Source organism: Flaviflexus ciconiae, assembly GCF_003971195.1.
Taxonomy (GTDB): domain Bacteria; phylum Actinomycetota; class Actinomycetes; order Actinomycetales; family Actinomycetaceae; genus Flaviflexus; species Flaviflexus ciconiae.
Genome location: NZ_CP034593.1, coordinates 2,461,698 through 2,477,783, shown reverse-complemented (window position 1 = coordinate 2,477,783; position 16,086 = coordinate 2,461,698). Strand labels below are relative to the sequence as shown.

The window sequence follows — 16,086 nt, the reverse complement described above, 5'->3', positions numbered from 1 at the left end:
CTATCCAGTACCAACACTAGATTTGTTCCCAAGCATCGATAACCAACGAAAGGTTCACCATGGCTGAAAAGCAGTCCATCCTTGGCCGTATTGGCCAGCTTGCCCGCGCCAACATCAACGCTCTCCTCGATCGCGCTGAGGATCCGCAGAAGATGCTGGATCAGCTCGTCCGCGACTACACGAACTCGATCTCGGAGGCCGAGGACGCCATCGCAGTCACGATCGGTAACCTCCGTCTCGCAGAGGCCGATCATGCTGAGGATCTCAAGGAAGCAGAGGACTGGGGCCGCAAGGCTATCGCAGCCTCCGACCGTGCCGAGCAGTTCCGTGGCGCCGGCGACGATGCGAACGCACAGAAGTTTGACGACCTTGCGAAGGTTGCTATCTCCAAGCAGATCGCTGCCGAGTCCGAAGCTAAGTCCGCCGAGCCGATGATCGAGTCGCAGAACGAGGTCGTTGACCAGCTCAAGGACGGCCTACAGACGATGCACCAGAAGCTGGACCAGCTGAAGAGCAAGCGTGATTCGCTCGTTGCTCGCCAGAAGTCCGCCCACGCCCAGGCTCAGGTCCAGGAGTCGATGGCTTCCATCAACGTTCTCGACCCCACGTCGGAGATCTCCCGCTACGAGGAGCAGATCCGGCGCGAAGAGGCAGCCGTAGCTGGCCGTGCAGAGCTTCAGAGCTCCTCGATCGCCGACCAGTTCGCCGAGCTCGAGGACGCTTCGAAGAACATCGAGATCGAAGCCCGCCTCGCAGCCCTCAAGGGCGGCAACAAGGAAAAGCCGGCCATCGAATCGGGCGACAGCACGATCTACTAGGCACCCCCGGAGACCTCGGTCCTAAGAGTCTCCACAGCGGGACAGCCGCTAGCATCGGGAGGGGATCCGCGCGCGGGTCCCCTCCTCTAGTCAAATCTTCTATTCAGACCTTTAGTCAAATCTTCTATTCGCACCTCTTAATGAAGGATTCCCCGAATCATTCGGTCAGTTCCTTCTCCCACCCGACCTTCCGCCTCCAACCCACACCGCCGCCTCCTAACTGACCCTCCGCAGTTAACTTTTCTTCTACCCGGGCCGCAGTCAATTTCTTGCCCTGCTCGGTGACTCTCTCGTCACATCTCGAAGACAAGGGAAGGACGTGGGATTCGTGTGCAGAGGGCTACTCGAATATTGGACTGAGTCCGAGATTCCTGTCATGGTGCGGTTTCTGGATGGTGACGTTTCGCAGAGGCCGCTTGAGACTTGGTGATGCTGGCCTGGTAGCCGGTTGTGGGAGTATCCGGTTTCCTGGAAATTACGTTTTGTTTCCCAGACAACTCTCAGCCAACGTCAAGATAATGGAACGCATGAGTGCAGAAGCAAAGATCCTTGTAGTTGATGACGAGCCGTCGATCCGCGAGCTCCTCAGCGCATCACTGACCTTCGCGGGCTTCGAGGTCCGCATGGCAGCTGATGGTCACGAGGCGATCTCCCAGGTCTCTTTCGTTCACCCCGACCTGGTGGTCCTCGACATCATGCTTCCGGACATGGATGGCTTCGAAGTGCTGAAGAAGCTGCGCGAACACGAGCCCGGTTTGCCGGTGCTGTTCCTTACCGCAAAGGATGATCTTCAGGATAAGGTCCGTGGCCTGTCCGTGGGCGGCGACGACTACGTGACGAAGCCCTTCTCCCTGGAAGAGGTTGTTGCTCGCATCCGCGCGATCCTCCGCCGCACGAATGACGAGCGGGAAGAGGGCAACATTGTGTATGGCGATCTTGTTCTCAACGAGGACTCCTACGAGGTGCACCGTGCCGGCGTAAACGTGGAGCTGTCCCCCACCGAGTTCAAGCTCCTGCGCTACCTGATGATTAACGCTGAACGGGTTGTTTCGAAGGAACAGATCATCGACCATGTGTGGGACTACAACTGGAACGGTGAGATTTCCATCGTCGAGTCCTACATTTCCTACCTGCGCCGCAAGATCGATTCTTCGGAGGCTCTCGGTATTGAAGTAACTCCGCTGATTCATACGAAGCGTGCCATCGGATACGTGCTGCGCGAACAGCAGTAGTTTTGCGTAACGAACGAAGTCTGACCGGGCGGCTTGTCGCCCTTTACGTCCTCGTGCTCACCGTGGCACTGGGGGCGGTGTTTATGAGCACCATGACGGTCATGAGCCAAGTTCTCATGAACCAGGTCGACTCCGATCTCAAATCTTCCGGCGCCACCATTGCCCAACAGACATTCAATGCCCTGGCGGGTACGAATGTTCAGGTCGTCCCATCGCCGTATTACATTTACGTTCAGAACGCGGCCGGGGCCGACTGGCAGTACATGTCGCCATCCATGCAGGAACGGTACGGCACCCCAAAGGATGTCACGGTCGTTTTCGATGGTCCACCATCAAACCCGATAACAATCCCGGGCACGCTCGACAATTCGACATGGCGCGCCATATACCTGCCGACCGTTTCGGAGCAGTTCCCGGCCGTCGCGATTGCCTTCCCGCTCAACAACGTTGAGCACACGAAGACGCAGATGATGCTCATTCTGCTTCTCATCGCCACCTGCGTCGTAGCCCTCGGTGCCCTAATTTCTTACTTCATTGTTCAGCACGCTTTGAAGCCCCTGCGAATCATTGAACATACCACCAAGCAGATTACCCAGGGCGACCTTTCCAAGCGCGTCCCCACGGAAAACATGGGCATCGAAGTCGGCCACCTCGCCGGTTCCATCAACATCATGCTCGGCCAAATCGAGGCCGCCATGACCGCCCGGGAACGGTCCGAGAACAAGATGAGGCAATTCGTTTCCGATGCTTCTCATGAGCTCCGCACACCGCTCGCATCCGTGCGCGGTTACGCAGAGCTGTACCGCATGGGAGGGATCGGCCCCGACAAGGTCGGCCAGGCCATGGACCGGATCGAATCCGAGGCCAGGCGCATGGGAGGGCTCGTTGAAGATCTCCTCATGCTTGCTCGCCTCGACGAGTCCCGCCCCCTCAACATTGCGCCCGCCAACATCACCGATCTTGCCCAGAGCGCCATTCTTGACTTCAGGGCCCGCTCCTCCGACTATCCGGTCGAGGTCATCGGCCTGTTCGGGGACGAACCGGAAGATGTCATAGCCCTCGTTGACCGGGACAAGATCACCCAGGTGGTCTCAAACCTCCTCACCAACATCCTGCAGCACACCCCGAAGGGCACGCGGGTCGACATAGCCGTTGGCACGGAACAGGTCAGGGCAGTTACCGGGATGGTCACCATGGCTGTCATTGAGGTCCGGGACCACGGTCCGGGTATTCCTCCCGAGAACCGCGAGAAAGTCTTCGAACGCTTCTACCGTGTCGACACCTCGCGTTCCCGAGCTTCCGGTGGTTCCGGCCTTGGCCTCGCCATCGTCTCCTCGATCGCGGCAGCCCACAACGGCTCCGCTAATATTTCGGAAACCCCGGGTGGCGGCACCACCGTTTCGCTCAATATCCCGATCCTCCAGAGGAACGACCACGCAGGCACGTACGTGTCCCCATCCTCTCCAACCAGTGAGGACCTCGAGAAGTAGCCTGCCGAACCCGGTCGCTACCCGACTGATCCAGCAGTAGTCGATAAGCCCGAGGGCGAGCATCTGGCGCCATGCCACGTGCTCGCCCTCGTTGGTTCAGGCTTATTCTTCTGTGCTTCAGAGCACGTCAGGGAAACGAGTCCGTTAGGCGGCGTCCTGGTCAATGTCTTCACCGGAGTGAGGGTGTCCGGTTGCCTTCATGGCCGCGACGCAGGCACGGATGCGGGCGTTGTACTCTTCGACCGTCTCCCCGTCTTCTGCCAACATCGGGCTACCGAGAACCAGCTTGGCGCGGGGACGACCCAGCTTCGGCCACACGGCACCGACCGGCATAGCATCGTGCCCACCAATAAGTGCGACGGGGACGATCGGGACACTAATCTTCTGGGACAGTGCGGCAGCGCCGGCCTTGAACTCACCCATGCGACCATCGCGGCTACGGGTGCCTTCGGGGAAGATCAGGATCGGGATTCCCGCTCTCAGCAGGCGGCCTGTCATGCCGGCGGCGGGGCTCGGGCCTTCCTGCTCCCGAAGGCCACGTCCGGTCGCTGTCTTCACCTTGCCCTTTCGTTCGATCGGGTAGGTGTTGAAGAACAGTGCCGTCAGCTTCGAAATGATGCGACGGCGATAGAAGTAATCGGCGGCCGCACCGGTGGCAAGCCTGTCAGTCATGTGCGAGGGAAGCAACGTGAACATCATCGGAGCATCGAGGTGGCTCGAATGGTTACCAACAACAATGTAGGCACCTTCGAGTTCCGCCACGGACTCCTGGCCCTCGGTGGAGGTCGACAGGAGCGTCGTGATCAGCGGGCGTGCAATGGTGCGGCGAATAAACCGCCTGACCGCCCGGTGTGATGATGACGTGTACTGATTAAGGGGATGGAGCTTGCTCACTGACGCCCCTTGTTGATCTTCTGAACAACGGCCCGCACGGCTCCCTGCGGCCCCCGTTCGGCAAGGAAGCCAATGACCTTGAAACGCTTCGAGGGGATCGACATGACCTTGCCCTTTTCTGTGTCCTCAAGGCATTCGCGCACGACGCGCTCCGGTTCCAGCCACAGGAAGTCGGGAATGTTCGAGGTCTTCACACCGGTGCGCTGATGGAATTCGGTGCGGACCCAGCCCGGCATAAAGGTCGTCACGTGAACGCCGTGAGCACGGAGCTGAAGGTAGAGCGCCTCGGAGTAGGTCTTCACCCAGGACTTGATGGCAGAGTACCCACCCATGGGAACCAGGCCCGAGATCGAAGCGGTGTTGATGATTGTTCCGCTTCCCCGTTGCTTCATGGCACGGCCCGCTGCCGCACCCAGTTCGAGAACGGCCCACAACATGACCTCAATGGCTTTGCGGTGCGGCTCCAGGTTGTCGGTGACGAGTGGCTCGTACAGTCCCGCACCGGCGTTGTTCACGAAAACGTTGACCGGTGATTCATCATCCAGGAGGCGGTCCGCAACGGAGGAGCGGCCTTCGGGGGTTCCCAGGTCTGCGGCAATAACCTCAACGGTTACTCCGTGGCGCCACTCGAACTGCTTGGCGGTGCGTTCGAGGCGATCCTGTTCGCGTGCGACCAGGACGAGGTTCAGGCCACGCTCGGCAAGCTGCCTGGCAAACTCCAACCCAATCCCGGACGTTCCACCCGTGATGAGGGCTCGCCCTGCAAGGGGGTGAGTGCTCTTGGCCATGTGCCTGAACCTTCCTACTAGTACATCACTAAGGGTAGTGCACGCCGGGACCTCGCGGGACCTCCGCCGGTCGAAAACTACCCCGAATGAGTCTAGACTTCCGGTGACCGTAGAAAGGCATCGACCCACGTATGGACTATCCCCAGTGGCTTCTCCCCACCTTTATCAGGAGTGCCCGCGCCGCGGGCGCAACGGCGCCCGATGAGGAGATTACGGATGCCGCGGAACGCCTGATCACGCGCTGGAACGGCAAGGATCGTCACCACCACGACCTGCACCACCTTACCGACGTCCTCTCACGCGTCACCGCCCTAGCGCCGGAAACCCACAGTCCCGATCTTGTAAGGCTCGCCGCCTACTATCACGGCTGCGTGTTCTCCACGTCCGAGAAGGATGCCTACACCCGCAACGGCGGCGAGAACGAGGTCGAATCGGCACGCGTAGCGCGCGCCGAACTTGCCGAACTCGGCATCGAAGAGAAAAAGGTCGACCGGATCGCCGATCTCATTACCGGCATGAAAAAGCAGCCGAGGGAGGAAGACCCGTGCGTGTCGACTACGCTGAGCACGGTCGACATCGACAAGCTTGCCCTCCGCGATGCTCATCTCGGTTCCCTTGCCGCAGGCCCCCAAAAGTACGCCAAGTACCTGGAGGCTGTTCGCGAAGAATACGCACACATTCCCGCCCAATCATTCCTGGAGGCACGACGGGAGATCGTCAAACGACTGCTGGCACGCAAACAGATCTTTGTGTCACCGCTTGGCAGGCAGTGGGAATCTCAGGCGCGGGAGAACCTATCGGCCGAACTTGATCGGCTGGAAGTGAAGCTTGCAGAGCTTCAGAATATTCAGATCCCAGCGGAAACCGAGCCACCAAGCGAGTGGAAGCATCCCGGTTCACCAAACGACACTAGCGACAGCGTTCCCAATCCCGAAACAGAGACCGAAGCCAGTCCGCTCACTCCCGAGGAATATGCGCAGAAGCGAGCTGAGAATCCTTTGGTTCCCGCCGATCGGCCCTCGGAGCTGGAGGTCCTTCCATCCTCACAGGATGACTTGTTGCCCCGCACCCTGTCGCAGGGGCCGTGAGGGAACCCGAAGTTGTCCGTTCCTCGCTAGAGGACATGCCCGATGAGGCGGAGCCCGGATCTCCCCCTAGAAAGCTCACCCCGGCCGAACGGAAGAAGGCCGAACGGGACGATATTGCAAAACGAATGCAGGAGAGGCTGGCCCGCAGGCAGGCAGGACTTCCCGAAGCCACGAGTGCGCCCACCCCCGCGGACACGTCTCAAGCAGAATCTGGTCACTCCACGGCCGCTCGTTCTAAACCGGTTAAAACTGACGCCCCTCGGACCAAGCATACTGAGCGTAGTGGCTCCGCCAACCTCGCCCAACCTCCGGCACCTAGCTCTCTGACGGCCACCACCCCTGACTGGGTTGACGAGGAACCGGCCACCGCGGCCACGCCCGACGAGGATGACGATAACGGGGATGGACGGGCTGGCTTTGAACGGGAACCAGCCTACTAGTGCCGCTTCGCCGCAGTCGGGCACGGCCACTGCATTCGCAAGTCGGGAAATACCGCCATGCAAAAAGGAAATATCGGCATAAAACTCCCGCCGAACATTCGCAGCCGTCCCTTGCGAGTTTTACTCGCAGATACGCCGGGGGCTGTTGGATATGACTGGAAGCTTTCAGACATGACTGAAGGAGGGGAACACCGCGTTTGGTGCTCCCCTCCTTCAGTTAGCCGTTGGCTGGGCGTTTTTAGTACATGCCGCCCATGTCGTCAGCGCCGGGGGCTGCCGGGGCTGCGGGCTCCGGCTTGTCAGCGACGACGGCCTCGGTCGTGAGGAAGAGGCTCGCGATCGAAGCAGCGTTCTGCAGGGCAGAGCGGGTTACCTTAACCGGGTCGTTAACACCGGCCTGGAGGAGGTCCTCGTAGACGCCGGTGGCGGCGTTGAGGCCGACACCCTTCTCAGCGTTGGCAACCTTCTCAACAACAACGCCGCCCTCGAGGCCTGCGTTCTCAGCGATCTGCTTGAGCGGGGCCGCAACGGAGGAAGCGACGATTGCAGCGCCGGTTGCCTCATCGCCCTCGAGGGAAAGGCCGTCGATAACGTCCTTGGCGGCCTGGATGAGTGCGACACCGCCGCCGGGGACTATGCCCTCTTCAACGGCAGCTTTCGCGTTGCGGACTGCATCCTCAATGCGGTGCTTGCGCTCCTTGAGCTCCACCTCGGTGGCTGCGCCAGCCTTGATGACAGCGACGCCGCCAGCAAGCTTGGCGAGGCGCTCCTGAAGCTTCTCGCGGTCGTAGTCGGAGGTCGAGTTCTCGATCTCGCCCTTGATCTGGGCAACACGGCCGTCAATGGCGTCCTTGGTGCCTGCACCCTCGACGATGGTGGTCTCGTCCTTGGTCATGACGACCTTGCGGGCCTGGCCGAGGAGGTCGAGATCAGCGTTCTCAAGCTTGAGGCCGACGGTCTCGGAAATGACCTGGCCACCGGTGAGGATAGCCATGTCCTGGAGCATTGCCTTGCGGCGGTCGCCGAAGCCAGGTGCCTTTACGGCAGCGGACTTGAAGGTGCCGCGGATCTTGTTGACGACGAGGGTTGCGAGAGCTTCGCCCTCGATGTCCTCGGAGATGATGACGAGGGGCTTGCTGGTCTGCATAACCTTCTCGAGCAGCGGCAGAAGATCCTTGACGTTCGAGATCTTCGACTCGACGAGCAGGACGTAGGCATCCTCGAGGACAACTTCCTGGCGCTCAGCGTCGGTCACGAAGTACGGGGAGAGGTAGCCCTTGTCGAAGCGCATACCCTCGGTGAGCTCAAGGTCAAGGCCGAAGGTGTTCGACTCCTCAACGGTGACGACACCCTCCTTGCCGACCTTGTCGAGAGCCTCGGCAATCAGCTCGCCGATTGCGGGGTCGCCAGCCGAGATCGCTGCGGTAGCGGAGATCTGCTCCTTGGTCTCGATCTCCGTGGCATCAGCCAGGAGACGCTCGGTGATGGCCTCGACGGCAACATCGATGCCGCGCTTGAGTCCGATCGGGTTCGCGCCAGCGGCGACGTTGCGGAGGCCCTCGCGGACGAGTGCCTGAGCAAGAACGGTTGCGGTGGTCGTGCCGTCGCCAGCGACGTCATCCGTCTTCTTGGCAACTTCCTTGACGAGCTCGGCGCCGATGCGCTCGTAGGGATCCTCGAGCTCAATTTCCTTGGCGATCGAAACGCCATCGTTGGTGATCGTGGGTGCGCCCCACTTCTTGTCGAGGACGACGTTGCGTCCCTTGGGGCCAAGCGTCACCTTGACGGTGTCGGCCAGGGTGTTGAGGCCGCGCTCCATGGCGCGACGAGCATCCTCATTGAAAGCAATGGTTTTAGCCATAGCGTGATATTCCTCCACGTGGTGGTCGGCCAACGCCCGCGACGGACGGTCAGGAGGCAACGGACTTTCCGAAACCCACCTGGCCTCATCGGCCGAAATCTGTCACTCTCGCATGGAGAGTGCTAACTCGATTTTGGCACTCTCACCCGTCGAGTGCAAGACGGGGAAAAAGATCACGCTACCAGCGGACGTCAGCGAATGTAGATGACGATGTCCGACGCCCCCGTCATTCCAGCGTTCTCCGCCCAGAAGTCGATCACCAGGTTCTGCGCGACGTTCTGTCCTGTGGCGTACAGCTCATTTGAGGCGAAGTAGATGGCATCGTTTGCTGGTGTCGCACCCGCGTAGTCCTGGACCGTGATGTTCGTATATCCGGCCGTCCGCAGAGTGCTCTCTGCCTCGGCCGCGCCGCCCGGGACTCCCGTGCCGTTGTAGAGCAGAACGCTGGCGTCGTAGCTGACGCCGGGAACGGGAGCGAGAGTCTCAATGTCTTCGCTCGGCTCCTCGGTTGGCTCCTCGGAGGCATCGTCCGTCGGATCTGCCGTCTCAGTATCGTCGGTTGGGTCGGCCGGATCGGTGCCGTTATCGGTTTCGTCACCCGAGGGGTCAGCGGTGCCCTCAGCATCGCCAGATCCACCATCCGCCGCATCATCGGATTCACCGGCTTCGGATTCTTCGTCCGACTCGTCTGCGGCGACGAAGGGGTTGGTCATGCCGTCCTGGCTCATAAGCTCGACAACGCCCCACCCGAGTGCGGGAGCGATGATCAGAACAGCGAGGAAGGGAATGAGGACTCTGAGTGGGGAGCGCTTCTTCCGATGCGCTCCTCTGAGGGTCCGAGCTTCAGCGAGCTCGTCGAATTCGTCCTTTGGATACTGCTCCACGCCGCTAACTTTAGCCGCTTATGACGATTGTTGCGTATGTGCACCGCCGCGTTCATCGGTTCGAGCTTCTCGAAGCCTTCTGAGTCGGCCCACGGTGACGGGACGAGAGTAGATTGCTTCCGGGTTGTCGAGCAGCAGATTGAGGCGAATGTAGTACTTCGTTGTCGACCATCCGAGCTCGCGCCGAATGGCTTCGGCCTTCGTCGAATAATTCTTCTGCCAGCCGTCCTCGAGTTCCAGAACCGCCAGGTCTTCCTCACTCAAACTCGTTCCGCTTTCCGCCACTCTCTCCCTTTCAACACGCCTGTCACCTGCAGTGGTCCACCGAAATCGTCAAATAGCAGTCACTGCGCGCCTCGGCTCAGCACCGATTGCGATGATCGTTTCATCGTAGCGTCCACACCTGCACAAGGTGAGATTCGGGTGCCCAACTCACTCTGGATCATTCCAGGGTTGCATAGATCTCTGGTAGGAGCCTGCCGCTTCTCCACCTGCAGTAGCCTGGTGGCATGGTGAAACCGCTCCGCGAACTTGTCGCATCCGACTGGGCCGACGCTCTTGCTCCCGTCGAGGATGAGATTCATGCTATGGGTGATTTTCTGCGCGAAGAGGTCGCAGCAGGCCACAGCTATCTCCCGCACGGCGATCGGGTCCTCCGAGCATTCACGAGGCCAATGACGGACGTGCGGATTCTGATTGTCGGCCAGGACCCCTACCCAACTCCCGGCCACGCCGTTGGCCTGTCGTTTTCGGTTGAGCGCGAAGTCCGGCCGCTCCCCCGGTCGCTGACCAATATCTATAAGGAACTCGAGGCCGATCTTGGGATTCCGCCCGCCGCAACGGGCGACCTGACATCGTGGCAGAACGCGGGCGTCATGCTTCTCAACAGGGTTCTAACGGTCCGTCCGGGTGCCGCAGCTTCCCACCGCGGTAAGGGATGGGAAGCGATCACGTCACACGCAATCACCCAACTGGCTGAACGTGGCAGTCCGCTCGTCGCAATCCTGTGGGGCAAGCAGGCACAGGAGCTCACTCCCCTTCTTGGGGATACACCGATCATCGCTTCCCCGCACCCTTCCCCACTTTCAGCCTCCCGGGGTTTCTTCGGCTCACGGCCATTCAGCCGAGCAAATGCTCTCCTCGAAGAGCAGGGTGCCGACCCCGTCGACTGGCGGGTGCTTTAGTTCCGAGAGCGGTGGCCAGCGAGGGTGTTAACGCGGGGCCTGTCGGCTGGCAAGCGCTCCCGACACGGGCTTTAAGAGCGAGTCCTTTGGCAACTCGGGAAAAATTTTCCGACAATTAGTGCCGCCCGCTAGGCGAATATCTCTGGTACCTGCATTGAAGGTGATGCTGGTACCGACAACCGGGTTCGCCGGAATTCGGCCCGCATTGTTAATGCTGGCCGGTTGGTCGGTCAGCCGTTACGGGTTGACCGTGAGCCTGCACGCGTTGGGCTCGGCAAATGGTTCGACAAAGGCCTTGGCATCGGGTGCCTCTCTATTGAGGACTTCGTCGAGCATGCCCTGGTGAATTTCGCAGAGCCCCTTTGGGACGGCCTGGCCGGTGGACAGGAGCGGGCACTGAGTAAGCCCCATGCAACCCTGGTTTGAGTCAATCATTTGAGGGGCGAAACCCATGTCCGCCATCAACGACGTCACGCCCTCAACGGCGCCATCGGATCCGTCGTAGACGCCGCTCGCGGCAATATCCTCACCCCAGGTTCTGCCCCAGCGGTACCCATCAGCCTGAGCCGTATCATCGGGGAATGCCTTGAGCGCAGCGGTAATGAGTCCAACGAGGTGACGTGCGGGTGCGCCGCGTGCGCCAGCATTGGTCCGGTAAACCTTGCGCGGGCGGCCACGGCCCTTGCTGGGAACGGTCGCGGCAGAAACCAGCCCGCTCTCTTCCAACACGGCGAGGTGCTCGCGGATGGTGTTGGGGTGGGATTCGAGGGCTTCGGCAAGCTCAACAACAGTCACAGACCGTGCCATCTCGACAAGCGTGTCAAGGAGTCGCCGCTGCTGACGGGTCAACGGAGTTGCCTGGTTGAGCGCTTCAGCCATGGGACGCGGGCCCCGGCTGTGAACGATCGCCATGATACTCTCCCTCATAATAGTCACGGATATTTCCTGACAATACCACGCAATTCCGTAGAATCATCCGCCATACGGCCCAGATATGCTATAAGAATCGTGTCCCGGGGGTGGAGAACCTGTGCGTTCGCAACGACTGAAGGAGTCACATGCCTGAAGGGCATACCGTACACCGGCTTGCCGGAGCTCTCACCGAACTGTTTTCAGGGTTGCGGCCCAAGATCACTTCCCCGCAGGGCCGGTTTGCTCAGGGGGCCGCGAAACTCGACGGGCAGGTCGCTCTTCCCGCCGAGGCCTGGGGTAAACATTTCTTCATGCCGTTTGCGCCGGAACCCATGACAGTTGAACTTGGCGAGGACGGTCCGGACTGGCTCCATGTCCACCTGGGACTGTACGGCTCCTGGTCTTTCGATGGTGACACCGAGTTCATTGCCGAGGACACAATTGGCGCACCGCGCCGCAAGATTGGCGAGCAGGAGAAGCTTGCCGAGGGTGATGACGAGAGAGTCATGACCGACTGGGAGCCCCCGATCCCCCGCGACACGGTACGGATCCGGCTTGCTCAGGAGCACGGTATTGCCGATCTGACGGGACCCAATCAGTGCCGGGTGTTGGATGGTAGCGGTGTTCGCACCGTCCTCAATAGGCTTGGCCCGGATCCGCTCCGCAACTATCCGGGTGATCGCGAGCGCTTCATCTCCCTTGTCCGTAAGAGGCGGGTGCCGGTCGGCCAGCTTGTTCTCGACCAGGCCGTGACGGCTGGCCCCGGCAACATTTATCGGGCTGACTGCCTGTTCCGTGTGGGCATCAATCCGCTGCGCCCCGGCAACCGAGTATCCGAAGCGCGGCTGGGCCTGCTGTGGGATGATCTCGTCTCGGCCATGAACGAGGGCAAGCGGGACGGCATTATTCTCACGAACCCACCCGAGTATGTGCCGGAGGATCCTGCCGATGAGGACGATCGTCGCTTTGCGGTCTACCACCGCACCGGCAGGGCGTGTTGGCGGTGCGGAACAAAGATTGTTGAGAGCGACATGGCGGGGCGCAGGCTGTTCTGGTGCCCAGGGTGTCAGCGATAGATCTAATCAAACAGCATGATCATTCCTGCGACCGTCTTTCGTGGAAACTCCCGCTTTTCTGGAAACTTCAGTTTTCGCGGAAACTCCGAAGACCGTCGTTGAAGGAAGTGTCACGGACATGATGACGGGCCCCGATTGGGGCCCGCGATCATTTTTGGTTGGATTCTATTTTTACGACTTCACCAGGCGGGTGATTGCCGCCATGGCCTCTTCGATCTTCTCCTCGGCTTCCGGGCCACCGGCACGTGCCGCGTCAACGACGCAGTGGTTGAGGTGGTCCTTGAGAAGGGACAGGCCAACGTTCTCCAGGGCGGAGGTCATGGCTGAGATCTGGGTGAGGATATCGATGCAGTACACGTCCTCGTCCACCATGCGGTGGATGCCTCGGGCCTGACCTTCGATCCTGCGCAGGCGTGCCAGGTACTTGGCTTTGTCCTGCGAGTAGCCGTGGGTGGCGTGGGCGCAGTTCTCGTGGCCGTCGGCCACCTGTTCTGCCTGGACGTCTGGTTGCTGTTCGTCGTGGTCGTTGACTACCGTGCTCATTGCGTGGCTCCATCCGTTGCGCGGGACTTGAATCCTCGGAGCCTCAGCGAGTTGGAGACAACGAAGACTGACGAGAATGCCATGGCGGCGCCGGCCAGCATGGGGTTGAGCATGCCGAGGGCCGCGAAGGGAATCGCCAGGGTGTTGTAGGCAAATGCCCAGAACAGGTTCCCCTTGATTGTTCCGAGGGTTTTGCGGGACAGCCTAATTGCGTCGGCTGCACTGCGCAGGTCACCACGGATCAGTGCGATGTCTGCAGCCTCGAGGGCAACGTCGGTGCCGGTTCCCATGGCGAGACCGAGGTCTGCCTGCGCGAGTGCGGGGGCGTCGTTAACGCCGTCGCCAACCATGGCAACAACCTTGCCGCTCTCTTGGAGGGACTTGACGGTGTCGACCTTGTCCTGCGGAAGAACTTCGGAGATAACCTCGTCGATTCCTACCTGGCCAGCAATCTGCTGGGCCACGCGGTCGTTATCGCCGGTCAGCAGAATGGTCTCGAGGCCGAGCTCCTTGAGCTGGGAAATAGCCTGCGCAGAGGTGGCCTTCACCTGGTCGGCTACGACCAGGACGCCGCGGACCTGACCGTCCCAACCGGCCGCAACAACGGTCTTGCCGGCTTCCTGGGCGGTGATGAAAGGCTGCTCGAGTTCACCAAGTTCCATGCCCTTTTCGGCAAGCATGGAGGGCTTGCCGACCAGGACGTCCTTGCCGTCAACAGTTCCTGCAACGCCGTGACCCTCGCGGTTCGCGAAGTTGTCGACGGGCAGGAGCTCACCGAGCTCTTCCCGCGCACCATCCGCGATTGCCTTCGCGATCGGGTGCTCGGAGGCATCCTCGAGGCTACCTGCCCGGGAAAGCAGAGTCTGCTTATCGGTTCCGGAAACGTGGACGTCTTCGAGAGTCATGACACCGGTCGTGACGGTACCGGTCTTGTCGAGAACGATGGTGTCGACGGTCTTCGTCTGTTCAAGAACCTCGGGGCCCTTGATAAGAATGCCGAGCTGAGCACCGCGACCGGTTCCCACGAGAAGAGCCGTCGGGGTGGCCAGGCCGAGAGCGCAGGGGCAGGCAATGATGAGAACGGCAACGGCGGCCGTGAATGCCATCGTGGCGGAGTGGCCGGTTACCAGCCAGCCAATCAGCGTGACAACGGCAATGACGATAACGATGGGAACAAAGATTCCCGAGATCCTGTCGGCGAGCCGCTGAACATCGGCCTTGCCGGTCTGGGCTTCCTCAACAAGGCGCGCCATCTGGGCAAGCTGCGTGTCGGAGCCAACGCGGGTTGCGCGCACAACGAGGCGTCCCCCAGCGTTGACGGTTGCACCGGTGACCTTGTCACCAACCTCAACTTCAACGGGGACCGACTCACCGGTCAGCATCGACGCATCAACTGCCGAAGCACCGGAAATAACTTCACCGTCGGTGGCGATCTTCTCGCCCGGGCGGACAACGAACTCGTCGCCAACCTTGAGCTGGCCAATGGGAATGCGCACCTCGGCGCCGTTCCGCAGAACAGCGACGTCCTTCGCACCCATGTCCATGAGCGCCCTCATGGCACTGCCAGCTTCGCGCTTCGACTTCTTTTCGAAGTAGCGACCAAGCAGAACAAACATGATGACACCGGCGGCCACCTCGAGGTAAATGTTGCCCTCGCCCGAGCCCTGGCTCGGGGTCAGCTCGAAGCCGTGGGTCATGCCCGTCTCACCGGCGGTGCCGAAGAAGAGTGCGTACAGGGACCAAAGGAAAGCCGAGATCGTACCAAGCGAGATCAGGGTGTCCATGGTCGTCGCACCATGCTTCAGGTTCGTCCACGCAGCCTTGTGGAACGGGTAACCGCACCAGACAACAACGGGGGCGGTGAGAGTCAGCATCAGCCACTGCCAGTTCGGGAACTGGAGGGCGGGGATCATCGAAATAATGATGACGGGCACGGAAAGGATAACCGCACCAATGAGGCGCTGCCTTAGCGACTCCAGTTCGCGATCCGGCTGTTCCTCGCCGTCGCTCTCCTGCGTTTCCTCATCCGCCGCGGGAGGCTCGGGAAGCTGAGCCGTGTAGCCAGCCTTCTCAACCTCTGCGACGAGCAGGTCGGGGTCGTAACCCTCTGGGATCTCAACGCGGGCCTTCTCGGTCGCATAGTTGACCGTTGCCGAAACGCCATCGAGCTTATTCAACTTTCGCTCCACGCGGTTTGCACATGACGCACAGGTCATGCCACCGATGGAGAGCTCGAGCCAGCCCTTCGGCATCTCCTTCTTCTTGAAGGTCGCGGTGTAGCCGGCCTTCTCAACCTCTTCGACAAGCAGGTTCGGGTCGTAACCCTCGGGCACGTCGACACGGGCCTTCTCGGTCGCATAGTTGACGGTTGCCGAAACACCGTCGAGCTTGTTCAGCTTCCTTTCCACCCTGTTGGCGCATGACGCGCACGTCATGCCGCCGACCTCAAGTTCAATCGAATCGGTGGCGATTGTCGGAGTTGACATACGTACCTCTTTATCTATGAGCGGAAAGGAAGCTAAATCGGCAAATAATTGAATCCAGGTTAGGCGCGGACGGCCTTGTAGCCGGCCTCGTCGACAGCTGCAATGACGTCGGAATCGGAGACGGGAGCAGATGCGTTAACAACGAGCTTGCCGGTCTCGTGCGACACCTCGACACTGTCAACACCAGCAATTTCGGTGACTTCTTCACGAACGCTGGCCTCGCAGTGGCCGCAGGTCATTCCCGTAACATCAAATTCGGTGGTCGTCATGATAAACCTTTCGATTAGATACCCCCGGTGGGTATTGCACTGTCTAATTTATACCCCTCAGGGGTATGGGTCAATGGGACGTATGTCCTATCACACGGTTGGACAGGTAGCCCTCGGGAAG

General features: G+C 60.5%; 16 protein-coding genes. 7 read left to right on the top strand and 9 right to left on the bottom strand.

The annotated features are described in order from the left end of the window. Positions 1-59: 59 nt before the first annotated feature. The 3 genes from EJ997_RS11065 to EJ997_RS11055 all read left to right on the top strand — a co-directional run bounded on the left by EJ997_RS11065 (position 60) and on the right by EJ997_RS11055 (position 3,540). Positions 60-818, top strand: a complete 759-nt coding sequence (locus EJ997_RS11065; protein WP_126704604.1) for a PspA/IM30 family protein — start codon at positions 60-62, stop codon at positions 816-818. 518 nt (positions 819-1,336) lie between these two features. Next, complete coding sequence (locus EJ997_RS11060; RefSeq protein ID WP_126704603.1) at positions 1,337-2,050, top strand: response regulator transcription factor; 714 nt, start codon at positions 1,337-1,339, stop codon at positions 2,048-2,050. A gap of 83 nt (positions 2,051-2,133) precedes the next feature. Next, positions 2,134-3,540 carry a sensor histidine kinase gene (locus EJ997_RS11055; RefSeq protein ID WP_126704602.1) on the top strand — a complete coding sequence of 469 codons (1,407 nt, stop codon included), beginning with the start codon at positions 2,134-2,136 and terminating at the stop codon, positions 3,538-3,540. Positions 3,541-3,684: 144 nt separating this feature from the next. Here the strand turns inward: EJ997_RS11055 and EJ997_RS11050 are convergent, their stop codons facing one another. Together EJ997_RS11050 and EJ997_RS11045 are read right to left on the bottom strand one after the other, a co-directional pair. After that, positions 3,685-4,434, bottom strand: coding sequence for a lysophospholipid acyltransferase family protein (locus EJ997_RS11050; protein WP_126704601.1), 750 nt, complete (start codon positions 4,432-4,434; stop codon positions 3,685-3,687). Continuing rightward, a complete protein-coding gene (locus EJ997_RS11045; protein WP_126704600.1) occupies positions 4,431-5,222 on the bottom strand; it encodes an SDR family NAD(P)-dependent oxidoreductase in 792 nt (263 codons plus the stop codon). Before EJ997_RS11045 ends, EJ997_RS11050 begins: the two co-directional genes overlap by 4 nt. Before the next feature lie 131 nt (positions 5,223-5,353). On the opposite strand from EJ997_RS11045, the gene EJ997_RS11040 reads away from it, so the two are divergent. Together EJ997_RS11040 and EJ997_RS11035 are read left to right on the top strand one after the other, a co-directional pair. Further along, positions 5,354-6,310: an HD domain-containing protein gene (locus EJ997_RS11040; RefSeq protein ID WP_126704599.1), complete on the top strand. Its 957-nt coding sequence runs from the start codon at positions 5,354-5,356 to the stop codon at positions 6,308-6,310. Next, on the top strand, positions 6,307-6,750 hold the full coding sequence (locus EJ997_RS11035; RefSeq protein WP_126704598.1) for a hypothetical protein: 444 nt from the start codon (positions 6,307-6,309) through the stop codon (positions 6,748-6,750). The genes EJ997_RS11040 and EJ997_RS11035 overlap by 4 nt, the downstream gene beginning before the upstream one ends. A 238-nt stretch (positions 6,751-6,988) precedes the next feature. Here EJ997_RS11035 and groL read toward each other — a convergent pair whose 3' ends face one another. The 3 genes from groL to EJ997_RS11020 all read right to left on the bottom strand — a co-directional run bounded on the left by groL (position 6,989) and on the right by EJ997_RS11020 (position 9,780). Then, the gene (gene groL / locus EJ997_RS11030; protein WP_126704597.1) at positions 6,989-8,611 is read right to left on the bottom strand and encodes a chaperonin GroEL; all 1,623 of its coding nucleotides are present in this window, start codon (positions 8,609-8,611) and stop codon (positions 6,989-6,991) included. 191 nt (positions 8,612-8,802) lie between these two features. Next, on the bottom strand, positions 8,803-9,495 hold the full coding sequence (locus EJ997_RS11025; protein WP_126704596.1) for a LytR C-terminal domain-containing protein: 693 nt from the start codon (positions 9,493-9,495) through the stop codon (positions 8,803-8,805). An 18-nt stretch (positions 9,496-9,513) separates the two neighbouring features. Continuing rightward, positions 9,514-9,780, bottom strand: coding sequence for a DUF3263 domain-containing protein (locus EJ997_RS11020; protein WP_206501657.1), 267 nt, complete (start codon positions 9,778-9,780; stop codon positions 9,514-9,516). Positions 9,781-10,004: 224 nt separating this feature from the next. Between EJ997_RS11020 and EJ997_RS11015 the strand changes: the two genes are divergently transcribed. Further along, complete coding sequence (locus EJ997_RS11015) at positions 10,005-10,679, top strand: uracil-DNA glycosylase (RefSeq protein WP_126704594.1); 675 nt, start codon at positions 10,005-10,007, stop codon at positions 10,677-10,679. Between the two features lie 237 nt (positions 10,680-10,916). On the opposite strand, the gene EJ997_RS11010 is transcribed toward EJ997_RS11015, so the two are convergent. Then, on the bottom strand, positions 10,917-11,591 hold the full coding sequence (locus tag EJ997_RS11010; RefSeq protein WP_164719980.1) for a helix-turn-helix transcriptional regulator: 675 nt from the start codon (positions 11,589-11,591) through the stop codon (positions 10,917-10,919). 146 nt (positions 11,592-11,737) lie between these two features. Here EJ997_RS11010 and EJ997_RS11005 point away from each other — a divergent pair, with 146 nt between their 5' ends. Continuing rightward, the gene (locus EJ997_RS11005) at positions 11,738-12,667 is read left to right on the top strand and encodes an Fpg/Nei family DNA glycosylase (protein WP_126704592.1); all 930 of its coding nucleotides are present in this window, start codon (positions 11,738-11,740) and stop codon (positions 12,665-12,667) included. A 171-nt stretch (positions 12,668-12,838) separates the two neighbouring features. On the opposite strand, the gene EJ997_RS11000 is transcribed toward EJ997_RS11005, so the two are convergent. From EJ997_RS11000 to EJ997_RS10990, 3 genes are read right to left on the bottom strand one after another with little or no spacing between them, the layout of a single operon-like run. After that, a complete protein-coding gene (locus EJ997_RS11000; RefSeq protein ID WP_228201641.1) occupies positions 12,839-13,153 on the bottom strand; it encodes a metal-sensitive transcriptional regulator in 315 nt (104 codons plus the stop codon). Positions 13,154-13,206: 53 nt separating this feature from the next. Beyond that, a complete protein-coding gene (locus EJ997_RS10995) occupies positions 13,207-15,696 on the bottom strand; it encodes a heavy metal translocating P-type ATPase (RefSeq protein WP_126704590.1) in 2,490 nt (829 codons plus the stop codon). Positions 15,697-15,755: 59 nt separating this feature from the next. Next, the gene (locus EJ997_RS10990; RefSeq protein ID WP_126704589.1) at positions 15,756-15,965 is read right to left on the bottom strand and encodes a heavy-metal-associated domain-containing protein; all 210 of its coding nucleotides are present in this window, start codon (positions 15,963-15,965) and stop codon (positions 15,756-15,758) included. Between the last annotated feature and the right edge of the window lie 121 nt (positions 15,966-16,086).

Excerpts from the sequence above, each read along its gene's own strand:
- groL (WP_126704597.1), bottom strand. The coding sequence starts at position 8,611 with ATGGCTAAAACCATTGCTTTCAATGAGGATGCTCGTCGCGCCATGGAG.
- EJ997_RS10990 (WP_126704589.1), bottom strand. The coding sequence starts at position 15,965 with ATGACGACCACCGAATTTGATGTTACGGGAATGACCTGCGGCCACTGC.
- EJ997_RS11005 (WP_126704592.1), top strand. The coding sequence starts at position 11,738 with ATGCCTGAAGGGCATACCGTACACCGGCTTGCCGGAGCTCTCACCGAA.
- EJ997_RS11060 (WP_126704603.1), top strand. The coding sequence starts at position 1,337 with ATGGAACGCATGAGTGCAGAAGCAAAGATCCTTGTAGTTGATGACGAG.
- EJ997_RS11055 (WP_126704602.1), top strand. The coding sequence starts at position 2,134 with ATGAGCACCATGACGGTCATGAGCCAAGTTCTCATGAACCAGGTCGAC.
- EJ997_RS10995 (WP_126704590.1), bottom strand. The coding sequence starts at position 15,696 with ATGTCAACTCCGACAATCGCCACCGATTCGATTGAACTTGAGGTCGGC.
- EJ997_RS11015 (WP_126704594.1), top strand. The coding sequence starts at position 10,005 with ATGGTGAAACCGCTCCGCGAACTTGTCGCATCCGACTGGGCCGACGCT.
- EJ997_RS11010 (WP_164719980.1), bottom strand. The coding sequence starts at position 11,591 with ATGGCGATCGTTCACAGCCGGGGCCCGCGTCCCATGGCTGAAGCGCTC.
- EJ997_RS11040 (WP_126704599.1), top strand. The coding sequence starts at position 5,354 with ATGGACTATCCCCAGTGGCTTCTCCCCACCTTTATCAGGAGTGCCCGC.
- EJ997_RS11065 (WP_126704604.1), top strand. The coding sequence starts at position 60 with ATGGCTGAAAAGCAGTCCATCCTTGGCCGTATTGGCCAGCTTGCCCGC.
- EJ997_RS11045 (WP_126704600.1), bottom strand. The coding sequence starts at position 5,222 with ATGGCCAAGAGCACTCACCCCCTTGCAGGGCGAGCCCTCATCACGGGT.